Here is a 17,364-nt window from a genome sequence, read left to right on the forward strand (position 1 = left end):
TGTTTTCCTCTTAAATTCATAGTAGATTGTTTCCAATTTTAGAATTTCTTTCGGATTTTTCTTGACTTGTCCCAGGGTCTTGTGGTATAGTATTACTACCTCTAAAAGGGTTATTTTTTTATGCGCTTTTTTAACCGGTTAAGTTTGCGCGTGCAAAGGACGCTTTGTCCGGCGCATGACCGCGGGCTCCGCCGCTTGGAAGCGCACAAAGAAAAGGTCCCCTTTCTCGCCCGACGGGCAGCCGAAAAGGGATGGCAAAACTCAAGCGTTCTCTTTACGAGGGAGGCAAAAAATTCCGTTACTCAGGAGGTGCCGATATGAGAGTCAAAGTTACTTTGGCGTGCACAGAGTGCAAACAGCGCAATTACAACACCATGAAGAACAAGAAGAACGACCCTGACAGACTCGAAATGAACAAGTATTGTCGTTTCTGCAGGAAACACACGCTTCACAAGGAAACCAAGTAGGCGAGAAAGGCAGGACTGTCAAGATGTCATCTACCCAAACGAAGGACACGAAAAAAGGCAGATTTAGTCCGAAAAATATCGCCAAAAGAATTGGCCGTTTCTTCAGGGATTTCAAAGGCGAGTCCAAGAAGATCGTATGGCCCACCAAAAAACAGGTCGTCAACAACACCATCGTGGTCATTGTGATGATGCTGATCGTGGGCGCGTTCATCTGGGGCGTGGACGCCTTAATGTCCCTGCTGGTCAACGCTTTCCTTAAAATCGCTTAAGTGAAAAGCGTGGAGGGATTAAATCATGTCTGAAGCTGCAAAATGGTATGTTGTCCACACCTATTCTGGTTATGAAAACAAGGTTGCTCAAAACATTGAAAAAGTGGTCGAGAACCGCGGTCTTCACGATCTGATCCATGAGGTGAAAATTCCCACCGAAACGGTGGTGGAACTAAAGGACAACAAAAGTCGCGAAGTGGAACGCAAAATCTTCCCGGGCTATGTGCTCGTCAAGATGGTGCTGACCGACGACAGCTGGTACGTGGTGCGCAACACCCGCGGTTGCACCGGCTTTGTGGGCCCCGGCTCCAAGCCCGTCCCCCTCACTGAAGCGGAGGTGGAGGCGCTGGGCGTCGAAGTCAAACAGGTCGAGGTCACCTACAGCGTGGGCGATTCCGTCAAGATCATCGAGGGTCCCCTCGAAGGCTTTGTGGGAATTGTCGAGGCGCTGGACAGGGACGCCGGTTCGGTGCGGGTCACCGTTTCTATGTTCGGCCGCGAGACGCCGGTGGAACTGGCGTTGGGCCAGGTCGAACTCGTCGACTGATTTTTTTAAAGGAACTTAAACGCTCCGAAAGGGGCTTTGAGTTGCATGGGGCGGAAGCCTCATGTGTTTACAAGGGTGAAGAACAATATCGTGGAGCTTCACCTGTGGGAGGAGGATCCGTTATAGGTCTTCCGCCATTGACCACAATTTTTGGAGGTGCAAATTATGGCTCAAAAGGTAGTCGGCTACATCAAGCTGCAAATACCGGCCGGAAAAGCCACTCCGGCGCCCCCCGTTGGTCCTGCTCTTGGACAGCACGGCGTCAATATCATGGCTTTTACAAAAGATTTTAACGAGCGCACGAAGAACGATGCGGGACTGATCATTCCTGTTGTTATCACTGTTTACGCTGACCGCTCCTTCACGTTCGTCACCAAGACTCCGCCCGCATCGGTCCTCATCAAAAAGGCCTGCGGCATTGAAAGCGGTTCCGGCGTGCCGAACAAAACCAAGGTTGCAAAGATCACCAAGGAGCAGGTCGAAAAGATTGCGCAGCAGAAGATGCCTGACCTCAACGCGGCCAACATCGAGTCCGCTATGAGCATGATCGCGGGTACGGCCCGCAGCATGGGCATTGAAGTTGTAGACTAATGCTCTCCGGTGGGAGGAACATTCCGTAAACACCACTTATGAGGGAGGAACACTAATGAAACACGGTAAAAAATATCAAGACAGTTCCAAACTGTTCGACCGCTTCCAGACCTATGATTCCAATGAGGCGTTGGATCTGGCTGTGAAGACCGCGAAGGCCAAGTTTGATGAAACTGTTGAAGTTCATGTGAGACTGGGCGTCGATTCCCGTCACGCTGACCAGCAGGTTCGCGGCGCGGTCGTGCTGCCCAACGGCACCGGTAAACAGGTCCGCGTGCTGGTATTCGCCAAGGGCGACAACATCGCGGCCGCCGAAGCGGCTGGCGCTGAGTTTGTCGGCGGCGAAGATATGATGCAGAAGATCCAGCAGGAGAATTGGCTGGACTTTGACGTGGTCATCGCCACTCCGGACATGATGGGCGTCGTTGGCCGTCTCGGTAAAATCCTCGGCCCGCGCGGACTCATGCCCAATCCCAAGGCCGGCACCGTCACCCCGGATGTGGCCAAGGCTGTCACTGAGGCGAAAGCCGGTAAGATCGAGTACCGTCTCGACAAGACCAACATCATCCACTGCCCCATCGGCAAAGCTTCCTTCGGCGTAGAGAAGCTCGGCGAGAACCTCTCCACCCTGATGGACGCCATTGTCAAGGCAAAACCCGCCGCGGCCAAAGGCCAGTATATCAAGTCCTGTGTGGTCGCCACCACCATGGGCCCTGGCATCAAGATCAACCCGGCGAAATACTCCGCTTAAATTGAGGGCGGATATTGACATAGGCTAAGGTCTGTGTTATGATAATAAAGCTGTTTCCAAAGACAGCAGGTGTTCAAACATAATGGGTATGCTACCCGCCTGCCGAGGACGCGCGATCAATGCAAAGAACGAATGGCCATGGGCCGTTTGTCCTGTAATGTGATTGATAGCCCTTCCTGCGGCGACGTGGGAAGGGCTTTTTGTTTGGACCGGCAACAATTTGGTTTCCATTTGATATGTAAGATATTGAGTGAAACATTCTTTCTCCCCTGCAGGGAGAAGGTACGGGAGGTGAAAAATCTTGCCAAATGAGAAAGTACTGAAATCCAAACAGCAGCTGGTCGCGGATCTCGCCCAGAAGCTGAGTGATTCCGCCGCAGGCGTTCTGGTGGATTACAAGGGTATCACGGTGGCCGACGACACCAAGCTGCGTCGCGATCTGCGCGAGGCCGGCGTCGAATATGCGGTCATCAAGAACACCATGCTCCGCTTCGCGCTGGGAGGCACCGACCTGGAAGAGATTTCCTCTGTCCTGGAAGGCACCACCGCGCTGGCTACCAGCGCATCCGATCCTGTGGCCGCGGCAAAAATCTTGTGCAAATATTCCGATGACACCAAAGGTAAATTTGCGATCAAAGCAGGTTTTGTCGACGGAAAGCCTCTGGATGCCGCAGGCGTCAAAGAACTTTCCAAACTGCCCTCCAGAGAAGAGCTTATCGCCAAGACTCTGGGAGGACTCAACGCACCGATCTCCGGCTTTGCAAACGTACTGTCTGCGAATCTGCGTGGTTTGGTCGTCGCGCTTAACGCAATCGCTGAAAAGCAGAGCGCATAAGGGAAGGATTCCCGCGCTTTTGAGTAGGACCCAAAACAAATGAAAAGAAATTGATGGAGGTAACATATCATGGCTTCTGAGAAAGTTTTAAATCTGATTGAAGAGGTTAAATCCCTCACCGTTCTGGAGCTCTCCGAGCTCGTCAAAGCTCTGGAAGAGGAGTTCGGCGTTTCCGCTGCCGCTCCTGTTGCTGTCGCTGCTGCTCCCGCTGCTGCCGGTGCTGCCGCTGCTGAAGAGAAAACCGAGTTTGACGTCATCCTGAAGAACGCCGGCGCAAGCAAAATGGGCGTAATCAAACTGGTCAAAGAGATCACCGGCCTGGGCCTCAAAGAGTCCAAAGAGCTGGTTGACAACGCTCCGAAAGCAATCAAAGAGGGCGTTTCCAAAGCTGACGCTGACGACATCTCCAAGAAACTGGCCGATGCCGGCGCAGAAGTTGAAGTTAAATAAGATCCTTTGGATCAACAAAAAGAGGATTCGCGGTTGCGAATCCTCTTTTTTTGCGCTAGTTTCAGCGACCGCTGGACCTAGCGGTCGGCATATCGCGCCCCCATGCCATCCGAAACCCTGGCGCGGCGCACACGTTTATAGCGCAGATGGGCCACAGCTTTGTACTTTGAACTGGACTCACACCGCGTGGTATGCGCCCACATATCTGTATCACTTATCACTTTGGCGCGACATCCCCTACCGGTAGGTGGCCCACCGGCAGACGGTCAGTCCAGGCCGTTTTCCTCCTGGTGGATCTTTTCCAGATTCTCCTCTCCTTCCGGCGCGGGGTGGATTTTGACGGGCTCTTTCTTCTCCGACTTGTCTTTGAAGAACAGCTCTTTGACACCAATCAAGAGCAGAAACACGGCAAAGAGCTTGCGCAGCATGTCCTCCCCCACAAAGACGGCCGCCTGGTAGCCGAGAAAAACGCCCAGGTAACCGAAGAGGGTAACCCAAAGCACCACCTTCCAATTGACCAGCTTGTTCTTGGTATGCATGATGAGGGCGATGACGGCGATGGGCATAAAAAAGATCAGGTTGATGGTCTGGGCCTTTAGTTGGGCCACACCGGCAAAAGCTGTCAGGTAGAGCAGGAGGATACCTCCCCCGCCCATGCCCATGGAGCTGATGGTGCCCGCTAGGAAGGCGGTCAGGGTGGTAAGCAGGATTTCCGTCCAATTCATCGCATCAGCAGCCGCACGGCGGAAAAAATAATGAGCGCCCCGAAGATGCGGCGCAGAAGCTTCTGGGGAATCCTCGGAAGCAACCAAGCGCCTAAGATGCCGCCCGCCACGCCGCCGGGGATGTAATAGATCCACTCGGTAAATTGGAGCTGAGTTTTGCCCATATAGAGCCAGAGGCTGAAGATGCTCAGAAAAAAGATGACGGCGATGGAGGTGGCATGAGCCTTTTTCGCTTCCAGTCCGCTCGCCTTGAGAAAAGGCACCGCCACCATGCCGCCCCCCGAGCCGAAAATGCCGTTGAGAAACCCGATGGCCACCCCGATGAGGGAGGTGGTGATGCTCTTTTTCTTTTTTTCCGCCATACGGCCTTCCCTCCTTTCCCCTGTGATCTGCCCCTGCATTGCGCGCCCGGCGGGCTTTTCTGCGGCGCGTTCCTCTTCCAGGCGTTCCCCACTGGCTTGCTTTAAGTAGCGTGATTGCCGCGACTTGTTTTGCCAGCGCGCATTCTTCACAGAACTTTTTCTCATATGCATGGGCTATGACTTGCCTAACCAAAAAAACTGCTGGCTCTAGTATTCCCTGTTTTGTACAGGAAATGAATGAGCCAGCAGTTTTTCTTTTGTTTATCATAGCCCCAGCAGCTGCCGCACCGCATAGGAGGCCAGAAAGAATCCGGCGGCCGGCGGCACAAAGGCCGTGCTTCCCGGTGAATGGCGCCCCTTAGGGGAATCGGGAACGTAGAGAGTCTGCATGGGCGTCTCGGTGCTGTAAAGCACCGGCGTGTGCTCGATGCCCCGGCGCCGCAGCTCCCGGCGCATGACCCGGGCCAGCTTGCAGCCGCACCCCGCCGTGTCGGCAATATCGCCTAAAACGAGCTGGGAGGGGTCTATCCGGTTGCCTGTGCCCAGGCAGGTGATGAGGCCGATGCCCCGGTCCCGGCACTGTACGGCCAGATCCAGCTTGGCTGTGACCGTATCAATGGCGTCCACCAGAAAATGGGGGGCAAACTCAAAGAGGAAATCCCGGTTTTCAGGCAGGTAAAACTCCTCGGCCGTCTCCACCTGGAGCCCATCCCCAATGCGGGAAAAGCGCTCGGCCAAAACCCGGGTCTTATACTTCCCCAGCACGTCCCGGGTAGCCACCAGCTGACGGTTGAGGTTGGTAAGCTCCACCCGGTCGCTGTCGACAAGGAGCAGGTGTCCTATGCCGCAGCGCGCCAGCGCCTCGGCCGCCGCGCTCCCCACGCCGCCAAGGCCCAGCACCGCCACCCGGCTCTCCCGGAGCTTTTCCAAATTTTCAGTCCCCAGCAGCAGCTCGGTTCTGGAAAGCCAGTGTTCCATGATGGCATTCTCTCCTTTTAAAAATGGGCATAAATATACCCCACAAAGCCGCCATGTGACTGTATGAAAACCCGTCTTTAGACAGGGTGGATGCCCGCCCTGCAGCTTCACGCTCCCTTCGTCCGCCCGAGGGCGGGAGGTCTGCAATCCGCTGCCGGAGCCGAGCTTCCTTTTCATCAAGTGTTGGATTATATATGGTCACACTTTATCGCACTTCGCAGGGTGTATTTTCTTTGACTTGGTTGCATGGTCTTTTCCACGCTCTTATTATATCACATTTGTCACAGGATAAACAAGGATGATCGCCTAGGATTCTTGAATATCGTAATATTCATCCAAACGATCGAGGAAAATTTCAGACACTTTGTTAAACTCCTCTTCGTCTTCGATGGCCACCAGGAACTCTTCGTCCCCTTCCATCTCCGCTTTGAGCAGAATCAGCTCCCCGTCGTCTTCCACCGCGTCCTGCGCGTCGTCATAGACGGGAATGAGCGCGATATAACGGTCGTCTTCCAACTCCAGGGTATCAATAACCTCAAACTGATGCTCCACGCCTTCGTCATCCACCAGTGTCAGGATATCCGGGCCAAACTCCATCTCTTCCGGCATTCCAATCATCTCCTTTGGTTCATTCTTCCCATCAGCGGGCGATGTAATAAAAGTGTAATGCAATTGCGGACCCCTGTCAATCCACCTTTGCAAAAACAATACAATATTCACAAAAATATAAAAATCAGTTAAAAAAAACTATTGACAACTTCTATCCCCTGTGGTATATTATAGTCACAGGAAGGAAAGTAAACCTTCTCCCCAATCCATAGTATCTGAAAGATGGTAAATGAGATCCTGTAGAAGGATGGAACTACTGTCCGAGAAAGATGTCTCACTGCATTTGGGAAGCGGGTGTTTCCTCCGAGAAGTATCCCTTCGGTGGTGAAACTGGAAAATGAGTAAGTAGCACCGCCAAACAAGAAGTGATACTGAATTTCCTCAAATAAACGAAAGGGGGCGGTACCCATGTACGAAGAAATGCCAGGAAATTCAGCTGCGTTCCATGAATATATGGGCGGCGCTCGATAACATCATCTGTCCTGTTTGGTTACACCAAGATAAGGAAACATTTCGATTTGAAGCATGTTCTGATGGTTAACAGATAGCGGAGTCTTATTCCGAAGAAGATGATGATACACGCTGATAGTCTTCTGTAAAAAAAGAAGAGATCCCAGCATATTGATGGAACGAAAGATTTGCCGAAGGGCTTTCTTAAGATATAAAATATCTGAAAGTGGTGAATCCCATGAAATAGCAAGGGTAGCAGATATGTCTGCCGAGTCGGATGAAATTGAGAACATCCGATGGGACAAAAAAATCGAATGGAGCATTCTTCCAATGTAATATTTGATTTGATCCTGTTATTTCAGCAACTTGAATTCTTGCAGCAAGCGAAGCGTATGTCAGTATTGAAAACAAATCAGCAATACACCCGCAGGAATACAATCGTTCTGCATCCAATGCGGCAGAACAAAGCGTTACCCTTAGGATACACGAAAAAGTCTCCTATGAACGCGTAAAATCAATACCAAGATTTTAATTGTACCCTCTGTAAAGCGATGAAATGTAATCAATGCGAAACTAGCTTCTCACCGATCACTGCGGTGATCCAGATTCTACTTGTAAGAAGATAAGTGAAAGGTATAGCTTATCTTTAAAAAAGCTAAGACAAAAGTAAGCAGTGTATCCTGTTGACATCATGTAAAGTTTTCACAAGTATGAAGCCGCGAGTTGTTGCTGATAGAAAAGGGATGAACCTAAGCTACAGACAAATTTAGTCTTAATTTCACATGAAATAAAAACAAGCCGCTATGATGAAAATCATAGCGGCTTGTTTTTTTGCGTAGATGCATCCTCGTTTCTGCGATTCTCCGCTTACATTTTCTCCCCTACCCTTTGATTTACAAATTATTTACGTTCTGTCGTTGTCTCGTCCCCTCATTTGCGGTATAATGAGGTTCGTTGCATGGCGGGCATTGGCGTAATCTCAGGGGGCAAAGGCCCGCTTCCCTTCCCGGCGCAGGATGGGAACCCCAGCGGCCTAGAACACGCGCCATATGCATCGAAGTGTAGAGCCTTTTCCATAGATGCGGCGCATGTTCCGGGATGGCCGGCAAAGAATATAATGAGGTGACAAATTTGATGAAAAAAGTATTGGCAGCACTCCTTGCCGCGTCTATGGTTTTCGCATGGACAGGGTGTGCAAAAAAGAATGAGTCCTCTTCCTCGTCTTCCACTTCTTCCTCGTCTTCCACTTCTTCCTCGTCCTCCAGCGGGTCCACCGCCCAGGCGCCGGAATTTCAGGCGGGCGACCCGGTTGCCCTTAAACAGTTTGAGCCGCCCAAAGCGGGGGAAGAAATTGCGGTCATCAAGACCAGTTTGGGAGACATCACCGTCCGCTTCTTTAAGGATGAGGCACCCAAGGCAGTGGAAAACTTCCTGACCCACGCCAAAGATGGCTATTATAACGGCCTGAATTTCCACAGAGTGGTCAAGGACTTCATGATTCAGGGCGGCGATCCCAAGGGCAACGGCACCGGTGGCGAGAGTATCTGGGGTAAGCCGTTTGAGGACGAGTTCTCCAACAATCTCTACAACTTCCGGGGCGCTCTCTCCATGGCAAACTCCGGCACCAACTCCAACGGCAGTCAGTTCTTCATTGTCCAATCCTCCCAAAAGCCCACCACCGCCGAGGAGGAGGAAGCCTTTTTACAAAACATTTATTTTAACAAGCTGGTGGCCGAAGCAAACGCCCGTCTTTACGCCAAGTTTTCCGACAAAAAAGACGTGACCGAGGAGGAATTTAACGCCGAGGCCGACAAGGAAAACGCCGCCATCCAGGCCGCTGTCAAGGAAGGTGTCCCCGAGGAGGCCAAAAAATATTACCAGTCCGCCATCGACAAGTACAAAGAGGTGGGCGGCACGCCCCATCTGGACAACAAACACACCGTCTTCGGTCAGGTCATCGAGGGCATGGACGTGGTGGACAAAATCGCCGCGGTGGAAGTAAAGGGCGGTACCGGCAACGACAAGGACCAACCCAAGGAGGATGTCATCATCCAGTCCATCGAAGTCAAGACTTACGCATAAAAGTGATCGAATAAAAATAGCCACGTTGAAGCTGCACTTCAACGCGGCTGTTTTTTTGTTGGGAAGGCAAAACGTTTTGCGCTTTCACTCTGCGCGGCGGGGAAAACCGGCCGCTTTCCCGGTCGCTTATGGGAAGCTCGCCGTACAGCGGTCTGCTTTCCACGCGCCTTTCGCCCCCTGCCGTCCCAGGCGCGCAGGGAATGGAGCACAGCTGCGCGCATCAAAAAGCGGGACACACCTCATGGTGTCCCGCTTTTTCTTCCTTTTATATCTGCCAAAGCACCATCAGTGACGTGATGACCGTGAGGCTGATAATGATGGAGATGGAATTGATAACCCCCGCCAGGGTGACGTCCCCGCCCAGTTTCTCGGTGAAGACGGGGGCCATAACCGGGATGGGGGAAAAGGCCACCACCACCAGCACGTGCCGGATTTCCAGGGAGAAGGGCAAGACAAAGTAAGAAAACAGCGCCAGGGCGGTGGCGCAGACATAGCGCAGGATCACGTTGCTGGCCACCCTCTTGAGCTTGTTGCGGTCCAGGTTGCACTCAAAGACCAGGCCAATGAGGAGCATGGAAAGGAAGGTGTTGGCCGCGCCGAAGGTGCCGGTGATGTCGTAGACAAAGGAGGGAAAGCGCAGGCCCAGAAAGGCCATAAGGAGCATGAGCACATAGGTGTCAAAGGGCACCGAGGAGAAGAGCTTCTGAAAAAAGCGCTTGACCGACTGGGGCTCCCCCTGCCCGGCGAACTGGGAGGCCACGGCATAGGTGCCGCCGGTGGACATGATGGAGTTACCCGCGTCAAACATGCTGGTGACGATGACGCCAAAGGAGCCCATAAAGCTTTGGACATAGGGCAGGGTGAAACAGCCGATGTTAAAGCCGGAATAATTGAGGACGTTAAAGGCCTTGTGATCGCCGTCTTTTTTCCGTGCCATCAGATAGCCCACGCCGGCCATACACAGGTTGGCGCACAGTCCCAGGACGATGATGCCCAGCATGGAAAGGTCCAGCGGAAAGTCCGCAAAGCTGGTGATGATGACAGCGGGCAGGGTGATGTTCATGATAATTTTGATGACGATACGGTAGTCCCCCGGCCCAAATAGGCCCACCCTTTTGAGGGTGTAGCCCGCGGCGATGATAAGCAGAAAGCTGACCGCCTTGATTAACACTGTTCCCATGTTTGTGTTCTCTCCTCCATCTTGTCGCCGGACTTCCCGGCAAAATGCCTCTTTCCCCAGCGTAAAACTAGGGGAAAGAGGCGCTGCAAATCCTGATTTTCTGCCGCCATCTTGTCGTTGGGCCCCTTATTTGAGCGCCACGACCTCTTTAAACACGGCGGTATAAAGCGGGGATATCATTTTATCCATATGATAATTGCCGAAATACCATCCCTTAAATTTGGTGGTCTTCGCGATTTCATCCAGGTAATCGTGGAGATTGTTGATGTCGTGGCAGTCCATATCCAAAAAGGTGCGGACGGTGGCGGTAGTCTCGTGGGTAATGATGTAGTCCACCTCATTGCCGCACGCACGCAGGTTTTCCCGGCCTCGGGCAAACTCCTCTTCCTCCGGCATTTCCTGGGGCCACCAAAGTTTGTTTTTCTCCCGCGTCTCAATGTTTTCGCTCTCCCCGCCGCCAAAGGTGAAAATCTTCTTCCCCTCGATCTCGTAGACGCAACCGCGCTGGAGATAGGAGAGCTTTCCGCTGATGTGCCGAGCCTCGGCGCCGCCGAACTCGTATTTTTCATAGTCAAAGAGACGGTCAAAGTTCTCATGGGTGCCGTCGACGAACAGCACCTGATACCGGCGCTTTCCAATCCACTTCAGGACCTTCTGCTCCTTCTTGCCGCCGTCCCAGACAAAGCCAAAATCGCCGCAGACGATCAGCGTGTCCCCTTTTTTGAGCTTCTTAAAGCTCTTGCTTTTCAAGCGTTCCAAGTCGCCGTGTAGATCTCCCGTCACGTAAATCAATGCGCTTCCCCCTTTGCCGTGGAGTGCCTGACAGAAAATTGGCCCCGCGGCCAGACTCCCCGCGGGGCATTTATCATCTTTATTGTATGCCCTCTCCCCGCAATTTGTCAAGAACCCTTTTATCCCGGCGAATCGGGCAAAAAGCTGGAAATATACCTTTCTATTTCTTTTGGTTTCTGATATACTAAAAGAGAATAAATTTTTGATTTCCTTGATTTAAGTAAAACCGATTTGCATAGACAACCAACATGCGGGAGAGAAAACTTATGAAAAAGAAAATTGCCTTCTTCTTATCATTTGTCATCTGCTGTTCCATCTTCTCCACTTTCTTTTCAGCATTCGCCGCCTATACCCCCGATTTTGAGGTCAACGCCGAGGCGGTCTATATGGTGAACTTGGACACCGGCGAAGTAATCTTTGAAAAAAATGCGGACAAGGAGATGTATCCGGCTTCGCTGACAAAAATTATGACCACCCTGTTGGCGCTGGAAAACACCGACGATCTGGACGCTCACACCGTCACTGCCAAGAACTCCCTCTTTAACGAGTTTGCGGGGCTGAATATCTCCACCGCGGGCATTTTAGGCGGGGAGACGCTGACCATGCGGCAGCTGCTCTACTGCATGATGCTCCAGTCGGCCAACGAGGGGGCCAACATGGTGGCCTACGACCTGGGCGACGACTCCATCCCCAACTTCATCGACATGATGAACGAGCGGGCCAAAGCGCTCGGCTGTAAGAACACCAACTTCGTCAACCCCCATGGCCTCCATTCCCCCAGCCACTACACCACCGCCAAGGACATGTTCCTCATCACCCAGGAGGCCTTAAAAAACCCCGTCTTTAAAGAAATCTGCGGTTCCTCCCGATACACCATCGACGGCACCAACAAGCGGGGGACCTTTACGCTCGTCTCCACCAACTATCTGATGGAAAACGGCAGCAAATACTATAACCCCTATGTCACCGGCGTCAAGACCGGCACCACCGACGAGGCGGGCCGGTGCTTTATTTCCACCGCCACCAAGGACGGCTACACCTATCTGACCGTGGTCATGGGCGCGCCCCAGACCGACGACAAGGGCAACCAGTTGGCGGATAACCTGGCCTTTGTGGACACCAACAACCTTCTCAACTGGGCCTTTGAGACCTTCCGTGTCAAAACCCTGGTGGAGACCGGGGAGCATATCCAGGAGCTGCCCCTCAAGCTCGTTTGGGGACAAGATTATATTCCCTTGGCCACCGGCCAGAGCTTCTCCGCTCTCATTCCCGCCGATATCGACGCTTCCAGCGTGCAGATCATCCCCAACGACGACCTGCCCGAATTTGTCAAAGCGCCCATCAAGCAGGGAGAGAAGCTGGGTACGGCCAGCGTGGTTCTCTCGGGGGAGAAGATCGGCACCATCGACCTGATCGCCAACGAGTCCCACGAGCCCAATTTCCTCCTTTCCATCCTGGACGCCATCGGCAACATCTTTAAATCTTTTTGGTTTAAGTTCTTCTTCGCGTTTATCATCATCGTCATCATCGGCTATATTGTCCTGATGATCATCCGCAACCACAACCGAAAGAAGTATAAGGCGATCAAACAGCGCCGCAAGCTCTAACGACACCGACAAGGGCAGGACCTCATGGTCCTGCCCCTCTTATTATCCGCGGGTTTCGCCCGCAATCCCCGAGATTCTACAGAAAGCTGGTGCAATATGAACCGAGTGAACATCGACGCGGGCGCATCCTTTGACTGGGGCCGCACGTCCCAGGACTACGCGGCCTACCGGGACATCTACCCGCCCGCCTTTTATGAAAAAATTTTGGAGCTGGGTCTTTGCACCCGGGGCCAGCGGGTGCTGGACCTCGGCACCGGCACCGGCGTCCTGCCCCGGAACCTTTACGCCCATGGCGCTCGCTTCACCGGCGCCGACATCGCGGAAAATCAGATCATCCAGGCCCGCCGCCTGGCCGGGGAGGCCGGCATGGATATCGACTTCACGGTGGGCCCGGCGGAGGACCTGTGCTTCCCCGACGAGAGCTTTGACGTCGTCACCGCCTGTCAATGCTTTTTCTATTTCGACCCGGCGAAAGTCCTGCCCAATATCCACCGGATGCTCCGCCCCGGCGGCAAACTGGCCATCCTCTATATGGCTTGGTTGCCCGAGGAGGACCCCATCGCGGGAGAAAGCGAAGCGCTGGTCCTGCGCCATAACCCACAGTGGTCGGGGGGCGGCGAGGTGAGGCACCCCATCGCCATACCGAAAGAAGCCGATTCCCTCTTCGACGTGGAGGCATCCCTATGTTTCGATCTTTCCGTCCCCTTCACCCGGGAAAGCTGGAATGGCCGCATCAAGGCCTGCCGGGGCATCGGCGCTTCCCTGCCCGACGCTGAGATCGCCGCCTTTGAAAGGGAGCATCGGGCGCTGCTCGAGCGCATCGCACCCGAGCGGTTCGACATCCTCCACTACGCGGCCATGACCGTGCTCCGGTCTAAAAAATAGGCTAGTTTTTCCCGCAGCTCCTTTTTGGGCCAGGGCAAGGCGTGCATCCTTCCATTTCCTTTGGCTGGTCCGCCGCCATCAGGGATTTGGGAACGCCTGGGTAAAGCGTGTAATCCTCGCGCCACTCTTTCGGCTCTCAGTTCCCCTCCCGGCTGTTGCGACGCTGCAAGAATTTTGAGCGCGGCCGGGAGAAGCTATTGTGGGCGGGGGCCTTCCTTTGGCATATCCTCCAAGATTCTGCTCCCCCCTTCTGTACTTCCTACAAAATGCATGAAAGCGGTTGCTTTCGTGCATTTTTCATGCTAGGATAAAATTACAAGCGGAAAATAAGCCAAAAAATGCAAAATATCTTTGTTAAAATTGCAACAAAAGCCCTCTCTGGCAGGAATTCCGTAGGAAGAAGCGAATGATGATAGAAAGAGGGTATCCTTATGTCAGACATGAATTATACGCCGCTGCTGCTGCTCGACAACAGCAACATGATGTCCATCCTCAACCAAGGGGAGTTCAAATGCACCAACTTGAGCTTCGCCGAGGCCAAGGCCATTTTAGAAATGCACGACGAATCGGATATCCTGCGTTGTTTTACCGACAATAACATCGAGGAGATCATCTTCCACTACCTGGACATTGCCAAACGCAACTTTACCTACAAGCACATCCGCAACATGCGGGTGGGGCAGGACGCCATCGTCTTCAAGCTCTACATCACCCCCTCCGAAACCCAGCCTGTGATCCAGGCGGACGACAACGTGGAGGCCAAGAAGATTCAAAACGTCTATGTCTATTGCCAGCTGGTTTCCCGCATCAAATAAAAGGAACTGAAAAAGCAGCCGCTGATTGAAGCGGCTGCTTTCTTTTCATCAATGTCCTTGGGGACTCCCTCTTCGCGCAAAAGCCTGCGGCTATTGCTGTTCTTTTTTCTCCTTGGCCTTTTGGTTTCTGCGGTAATCGAGATAGCTTTCCAGTATGATGGTCGCCGCTACCTCATCCACCATGTCCTTGCGCTTTTGGCCCCGGATATCGGCCTCATTGAGGATGTCGTGGGCGGTCACCGTGGTCCTGCGCTCGTCCCACAGCTCCACCGGAACCGGTACGATGTTCTGAAGGAGCTTTGCAAAGCGCTCGCATTTGAGCGCCCGCTCCCCCACGGTGCCGTCCATATTCTTGGGGTAGCCCACCACCACGTGGGAGATTTGATATTCATCCACGGCGATGGACACCTGCATCAGGACCTTTTTCATGTCCTTCTCGTGGATGACGCCGATGGGGGACGCCAAAAACTCGGTGCGGTCGCAGGCGGCCAGACCGGTCCTCGCGTCTCCTAAATCAACAGCCATGATCTTCATGCGCGTTTCTCCTCCAGGCTTTCCATCTGCCAGGCTTTGTCGTCGTTGACTTCCACGCCGTCCACATCCAGATGGGAAGCATCGTTATAAAATACCACATGGGTATCAAAATTGTCGTCGTATTCTACCAGAGTCACCGAGGTGTTGTCGCACCAGGGCAGTTTGTCCATCTCATCGGGCTCCAAGTGCATAGCCGACTGCATGAGGCAGCGAATGGCGCCGCCGTGGGACACCACCGCGATGGTCTTCCCCTCGTTTTCTTTGGCTAACTTCCGGACGGTATCCCGCATCCGCTCGCATACGTGCTGGATGGGCTCACCGCCGGGGATACAGAGCTTATAAATGTTGTGGTCCCACAGATAGGTTTCCCTCGGATACTTTTTGGGCATGTCGGGCCAATACTGGCCTTCCCACTCCCCGCCGTTGATCTCCACCACGCCGGGTTCGGTGATCACCGGCAGCCCCTGGCAGGAAGCTACCGCCTGGGCCGTATCCTGGGCACGGGTCATGTGACTCGCATATACTTTGTCCAGATGCACTGCTTTCATGCGCTCTCCCACCAGCTTTGCCTGTTTTCTGCCGTTATCGGTCAACGGCAGGTCGGACAGCCCCTGAAAAACATGGGTCACATTGCCCAGCGCTTCTCCATGGCGAATTAAATAAACCTTAGTCATTCTTACAAGCTCCTTTTTTGGCGTGTTACCTGTATCAGTATATCGGCCCCGCTATGCCCAGGGCCGGACGGTTCCCACAATGTCGGAAACTTTCTCAATCTTTTCTTCTTCGAGATAATGTTCCAGCCCCTCCACGATCTTCACCGGGGCCCAGGGGTCCCAGAACATGGCGGCGCCCACCTGGACGGCCGCGGCCCCCGCCATCATCATTTCCACGGCGTCTTCCCATTTATCGATGCCGCCCATGCCCACTACCGGGATGGAGAGGGCGTTTGCCACCTGCCAGACCATCCGCACCGCAATGGGGAAGACCGCCGGGCCGGACATGCCGCCCACGTTATTTTTGAGTACCGGACGCCGGGAATGGATGTCGATGCGCATCCCCAGGAGGGTGTTGATGAGGCTCACCGCGTCGGCCCCCTCGCTCTCCACCGCTTTGGCGATGGAAACGATGTCGGTGACGTTGGGGGAGAGCTTGACCATCAGCGGCTTCTTGCAGTATTTCCGCACCGCTTTCACCATGCCCGCCGCGCCCTCGCAGGAGACGCCGAAGGCGACGCCGCCCTCCTTGACGTTGGGGCAGGAGATGTTGAGCTCGATCATGTCGATTTCCGTCTCGGAAAGGCGCTCCACCAGACGGCAGTAGTCCTCCACCGTGGAGCCCGCCGCGTTGGCGATGAGCACGGTGTCCTGGGTTTTTAAATAGGGCAGGTCGTTTTCAATGAAGCTCTCCACTCCGGGGTTTTGCAGGCCCACGGAATTGAGCATCCCCGACGGCGTCTCCGCGATGCGGGGCGGCGGGTTGCCCAGGCGTTTTTGATAGGTCATCCCCTTGAGGGAGACGCCCCCCAGCTTGGACAGGGGGTAGAGGTCCTCATATTCCCGGCCAAAGCCAAAACAGCCCGAAGCCGTGATGACCGGATTTTTGAGTGTTACCCCCGCGATGTTGACCCGCAGATCAGCCATGGAATACCACCTCCTGTGCGTCAAAGACGGGGCCGTTTTTACAGACGTGGCTGTAATTTTCCTCGCCGTCTTTGGTCTTTGTCTTGCAGGCGCAGACAAGGCACGCGCCCACGCCGCAGCCCATCCGCTCTTCCAGGGATACCTGGCACCGGACGCCGTACTCCTTCGCGAGGGTTGCCAGGGCCTCCAGCATCACCATGGGGCCGCAGGCGTAGATGGCGTTCACATCGCCCTCCATGAGCAGCTCCTTCACCGCGTCGGTGACGAGCCCCTTTCGTCCATAGGAGCCGTCGTCGGTGCAGACGGTGACGTCGCAGCCAAGGGCTTTCATGTCTTCCTCCAAGATGACCCGGCTTTTGTCCCGGAAGCCGAGGACGGCCGCAGCCTTAGCGCCATAAGCGGCCGCCGCCTCCACCATGGGAGGGACGCCGATGCCGCCGCCCACAAAGACGGCTTTCCCGGCCGTCTTTCGCAGATCGAAACCGTTGCCCAGCGGCCCCATCACGTCCATCTCATCGCCCACGCGAAGCTGTGCCAAGTTCCGGGTGCCCTCCCCCTTGACTTCAAACACCAGACGGAGGGTTCCCGCCGCTCTGTCAATCTGGCAGATGGAAATGGGCCGCCGCAGGGTCACCCCTGGGCAGCGAATATGTACAAACTGGCCCGCTTTGGCCTGTTCGGCCATTTCGGGGCACTGGATTTTAAAGTCATAAATGCCGTCGGCGATTTCCTGTCTGCCGACGATGGGAAAGCTCCCTTGCTGATATTGCATCCCCACAACCGCCTTTCTTTCGC

22 protein-coding genes, 1 other RNA gene and 1 other annotated feature are annotated in these 17,364 nt (G+C 54.0%); of the genes, 12 read left to right on the forward strand and 11 right to left on the reverse strand.

What is annotated here, in order from left to right; genetic code table 11:
- Positions 1 to 317 precede the first annotated feature (317 nt).
- The 7 genes from rpmG to rplL all read left to right on the forward strand — a co-directional run bounded on the left by rpmG (position 318) and on the right by rplL (position 3,910).
- Positions 318 to 467 carry a 50S ribosomal protein L33 gene (gene rpmG, locus H8709_RS09135; protein WP_178489057.1) on the forward strand — a complete coding sequence of 50 codons (150 nt, stop codon included), beginning with the start codon at positions 318 to 320 and terminating at the stop codon, positions 465 to 467.
- A gap of 23 nt (positions 468 to 490) precedes the next feature.
- The gene (secE, locus tag H8709_RS09140) at positions 491 to 736 is read left to right on the forward strand and encodes a preprotein translocase subunit SecE (protein WP_262398074.1); all 246 of its coding nucleotides are present in this window, start codon (positions 491 to 493) and stop codon (positions 734 to 736) included.
- Between the two features lie 25 nt (positions 737 to 761).
- Entirely contained in the window at positions 762 to 1,283 is a 522-nt protein-coding gene (gene nusG / locus H8709_RS09145) for a transcription termination/antitermination protein NusG (RefSeq protein WP_262398075.1), read from the forward strand.
- A gap of 165 nt (positions 1,284 to 1,448) precedes the next feature.
- Positions 1,449 to 1,874 carry a 50S ribosomal protein L11 gene (gene rplK / locus H8709_RS09150; protein WP_262398076.1) on the forward strand — a complete coding sequence of 142 codons (426 nt, stop codon included), beginning with the start codon at positions 1,449 to 1,451 and terminating at the stop codon, positions 1,872 to 1,874.
- A 55-nt stretch (positions 1,875 to 1,929) separates the two neighbouring features.
- A complete protein-coding gene (gene rplA / locus H8709_RS09155; RefSeq protein WP_262398077.1) occupies positions 1,930 to 2,625 on the forward strand; it encodes a 50S ribosomal protein L1 in 696 nt (231 codons plus the stop codon).
- Positions 2,626 to 2,663: 38 nt separating this feature from the next.
- Positions 2,664 to 2,837 (forward strand) — a sequence feature (ribosomal protein L10 leader region).
- 89 nt (positions 2,838 to 2,926) lie between these two features.
- A complete protein-coding gene (gene rplJ, locus H8709_RS09160) occupies positions 2,927 to 3,460 on the forward strand; it encodes a 50S ribosomal protein L10 (RefSeq protein WP_262398078.1) in 534 nt (177 codons plus the stop codon).
- Between the two features lie 69 nt (positions 3,461 to 3,529).
- Entirely contained in the window at positions 3,530 to 3,910 is a 381-nt protein-coding gene (gene rplL, locus H8709_RS09165; protein WP_262398079.1) for a 50S ribosomal protein L7/L12, read from the forward strand.
- Between the two features lie 266 nt (positions 3,911 to 4,176).
- On the opposite strand, the gene H8709_RS09170 is transcribed toward rplL, so the two are convergent.
- The 5 genes from H8709_RS09170 to H8709_RS09190 form a co-directional block, all read right to left on the reverse strand.
- A complete protein-coding gene (locus tag H8709_RS09170) occupies positions 4,177 to 4,635 on the reverse strand; it encodes a sulfite exporter TauE/SafE family protein (RefSeq protein ID WP_262398080.1) in 459 nt (152 codons plus the stop codon).
- Positions 4,632 to 4,997, reverse strand: coding sequence for a sulfite exporter TauE/SafE family protein (locus H8709_RS09175; RefSeq protein WP_262398081.1), 366 nt, complete (start codon positions 4,995 to 4,997; stop codon positions 4,632 to 4,634). The genes H8709_RS09170 and H8709_RS09175 overlap by 4 nt, the downstream gene beginning before the upstream one ends.
- A 264-nt stretch (positions 4,998 to 5,261) precedes the next feature.
- Positions 5,262 to 5,975 (reverse strand): tRNA threonylcarbamoyladenosine dehydratase, encoded by a 714-nt coding sequence (locus H8709_RS09180; RefSeq protein WP_262398082.1) that lies wholly within the window; start codon positions 5,973 to 5,975, stop codon positions 5,262 to 5,264.
- 33 nt (positions 5,976 to 6,008) lie between these two features.
- A non-coding RNA gene (gene ssrS, locus H8709_RS09185) (6S RNA) lies at positions 6,009 to 6,202 on the reverse strand.
- Positions 6,203 to 6,281: 79 nt separating this feature from the next.
- Entirely contained in the window at positions 6,282 to 6,584 is a 303-nt protein-coding gene (locus tag H8709_RS09190) for a DUF1292 domain-containing protein (protein WP_262398083.1), read from the reverse strand.
- Positions 6,585 to 7,208: 624 nt separating this feature from the next.
- Between H8709_RS09190 and H8709_RS09195 the strand changes: the two genes are divergently transcribed.
- Both H8709_RS09195 and H8709_RS09200 read left to right on the forward strand, forming a co-directional pair.
- Positions 7,209 to 7,370 (forward strand): hypothetical protein, encoded by a 162-nt coding sequence (locus H8709_RS09195; protein WP_262398084.1) that lies wholly within the window; start codon positions 7,209 to 7,211, stop codon positions 7,368 to 7,370.
- A 798-nt stretch (positions 7,371 to 8,168) separates the two neighbouring features.
- Positions 8,169 to 9,116: a peptidylprolyl isomerase gene (locus tag H8709_RS09200; RefSeq protein WP_262398085.1), complete on the forward strand. Its 948-nt coding sequence runs from the start codon at positions 8,169 to 8,171 to the stop codon at positions 9,114 to 9,116.
- Positions 9,117 to 9,381: 265 nt separating this feature from the next.
- Here H8709_RS09200 and H8709_RS09205 read toward each other — a convergent pair whose 3' ends face one another.
- Both H8709_RS09205 and H8709_RS09210 read right to left on the reverse strand, forming a co-directional pair.
- Positions 9,382 to 10,296, reverse strand: a complete 915-nt coding sequence (locus tag H8709_RS09205) for an AEC family transporter (protein ID WP_262398086.1) — start codon at positions 10,294 to 10,296, stop codon at positions 9,382 to 9,384.
- A gap of 126 nt (positions 10,297 to 10,422) precedes the next feature.
- Complete coding sequence (locus H8709_RS09210) at positions 10,423 to 11,079, reverse strand: metallophosphoesterase (RefSeq protein ID WP_262398182.1); 657 nt, start codon at positions 11,077 to 11,079, stop codon at positions 10,423 to 10,425.
- 275 nt (positions 11,080 to 11,354) lie between these two features.
- Here H8709_RS09210 and H8709_RS09215 point away from each other — a divergent pair, with 275 nt between their 5' ends.
- The 3 genes from H8709_RS09215 to H8709_RS09225 all read left to right on the forward strand — a co-directional run bounded on the left by H8709_RS09215 (position 11,355) and on the right by H8709_RS09225 (position 14,395).
- Positions 11,355 to 12,695, forward strand: coding sequence for a D-alanyl-D-alanine carboxypeptidase family protein (locus tag H8709_RS09215; protein ID WP_262398087.1), 1,341 nt, complete (start codon positions 11,355 to 11,357; stop codon positions 12,693 to 12,695).
- A 96-nt stretch (positions 12,696 to 12,791) separates the two neighbouring features.
- Positions 12,792 to 13,580 carry a class I SAM-dependent methyltransferase gene (locus H8709_RS09220; RefSeq protein ID WP_262398088.1) on the forward strand — a complete coding sequence of 263 codons (789 nt, stop codon included), beginning with the start codon at positions 12,792 to 12,794 and terminating at the stop codon, positions 13,578 to 13,580.
- A gap of 431 nt (positions 13,581 to 14,011) precedes the next feature.
- A complete protein-coding gene (locus H8709_RS09225) occupies positions 14,012 to 14,395 on the forward strand; it encodes a hypothetical protein (RefSeq protein ID WP_262398089.1) in 384 nt (127 codons plus the stop codon).
- Positions 14,396 to 14,485: 90 nt separating this feature from the next.
- On the opposite strand, the gene ruvX is transcribed toward H8709_RS09225, so the two are convergent.
- From ruvX to H8709_RS09245, 4 genes are read right to left on the reverse strand one after another with little or no spacing between them, the layout of a single operon-like run.
- A complete protein-coding gene (ruvX, locus tag H8709_RS09230) occupies positions 14,486 to 14,929 on the reverse strand; it encodes a Holliday junction resolvase RuvX (protein ID WP_262398090.1) in 444 nt (147 codons plus the stop codon).
- Complete coding sequence (locus tag H8709_RS09235; RefSeq protein ID WP_262398091.1) at positions 14,926 to 15,603, reverse strand: histidine phosphatase family protein; 678 nt, start codon at positions 15,601 to 15,603, stop codon at positions 14,926 to 14,928. Before H8709_RS09235 ends, ruvX begins: the two co-directional genes overlap by 4 nt.
- A gap of 51 nt (positions 15,604 to 15,654) precedes the next feature.
- Positions 15,655 to 16,569: a dihydroorotate dehydrogenase gene (locus H8709_RS09240; RefSeq protein WP_262398092.1), complete on the reverse strand. Its 915-nt coding sequence runs from the start codon at positions 16,567 to 16,569 to the stop codon at positions 15,655 to 15,657.
- Positions 16,562 to 17,341, reverse strand: a complete 780-nt coding sequence (locus H8709_RS09245) for a dihydroorotate dehydrogenase electron transfer subunit (RefSeq protein ID WP_262398093.1) — start codon at positions 17,339 to 17,341, stop codon at positions 16,562 to 16,564. The genes H8709_RS09240 and H8709_RS09245 overlap by 8 nt, the downstream gene beginning before the upstream one ends.
- Positions 17,342 to 17,364 lie beyond the last annotated feature (23 nt).

It is taken from the genome of Zongyangia hominis (assembly GCF_014385095.1).
In the GTDB taxonomy this organism is placed as follows: domain Bacteria; phylum Bacillota; class Clostridia; order Oscillospirales; family Ruminococcaceae; genus Zongyangia; species Zongyangia hominis.

Coding starts and splice junctions, on each gene's coding strand:
- rpmG (WP_178489057.1), top strand. CDS start 318: ATGAGAGTCAAAGTTACTTTGGCGTGCACAGAGTGCAAACAGCGCAAT.
- secE (WP_262398074.1), top strand. CDS start 491: ATGTCATCTACCCAAACGAAGGACACGAAAAAAGGCAGATTTAGTCCG.
- nusG (WP_262398075.1), top strand. CDS start 762: ATGTCTGAAGCTGCAAAATGGTATGTTGTCCACACCTATTCTGGTTAT.
- rplK (WP_262398076.1), top strand. CDS start 1,449: ATGGCTCAAAAGGTAGTCGGCTACATCAAGCTGCAAATACCGGCCGGA.
- rplA (WP_262398077.1), top strand. CDS start 1,930: ATGAAACACGGTAAAAAATATCAAGACAGTTCCAAACTGTTCGACCGC.
- rplL (WP_262398079.1), top strand. CDS start 3,530: ATGGCTTCTGAGAAAGTTTTAAATCTGATTGAAGAGGTTAAATCCCTC.
- H8709_RS09170 (WP_262398080.1), bottom strand. CDS start 4,635: ATGAATTGGACGGAAATCCTGCTTACCACCCTGACCGCCTTCCTAGCG.
- H8709_RS09175 (WP_262398081.1), bottom strand. CDS start 4,997: ATGGCGGAAAAAAAGAAAAAGAGCATCACCACCTCCCTCATCGGGGTG.
- H8709_RS09180 (WP_262398082.1), bottom strand. CDS start 5,975: ATGGAACACTGGCTTTCCAGAACCGAGCTGCTGCTGGGGACTGAAAAT.
- H8709_RS09190 (WP_262398083.1), bottom strand. CDS start 6,584: ATGCCGGAAGAGATGGAGTTTGGCCCGGATATCCTGACACTGGTGGAT.
- H8709_RS09195 (WP_262398084.1), top strand. CDS start 7,209: ATGGAACGAAAGATTTGCCGAAGGGCTTTCTTAAGATATAAAATATCT.
- H8709_RS09200 (WP_262398085.1), top strand. CDS start 8,169: ATGAAAAAAGTATTGGCAGCACTCCTTGCCGCGTCTATGGTTTTCGCA.
- H8709_RS09205 (WP_262398086.1), bottom strand. CDS start 10,296: ATGGGAACAGTGTTAATCAAGGCGGTCAGCTTTCTGCTTATCATCGCC.
- H8709_RS09215 (WP_262398087.1), top strand. CDS start 11,355: ATGAAAAAGAAAATTGCCTTCTTCTTATCATTTGTCATCTGCTGTTCC.
- H8709_RS09220 (WP_262398088.1), top strand. CDS start 12,792: ATGAACCGAGTGAACATCGACGCGGGCGCATCCTTTGACTGGGGCCGC.
- H8709_RS09225 (WP_262398089.1), top strand. CDS start 14,012: ATGTCAGACATGAATTATACGCCGCTGCTGCTGCTCGACAACAGCAAC.
- ruvX (WP_262398090.1), bottom strand. CDS start 14,929: ATGAAGATCATGGCTGTTGATTTAGGAGACGCGAGGACCGGTCTGGCC.
- H8709_RS09235 (WP_262398091.1), bottom strand. CDS start 15,603: ATGACTAAGGTTTATTTAATTCGCCATGGAGAAGCGCTGGGCAATGTG.
- H8709_RS09240 (WP_262398092.1), bottom strand. CDS start 16,569: ATGGCTGATCTGCGGGTCAACATCGCGGGGGTAACACTCAAAAATCCG.
- H8709_RS09245 (WP_262398093.1), bottom strand. CDS start 17,341: ATGCAATATCAGCAAGGGAGCTTTCCCATCGTCGGCAGACAGGAAATC.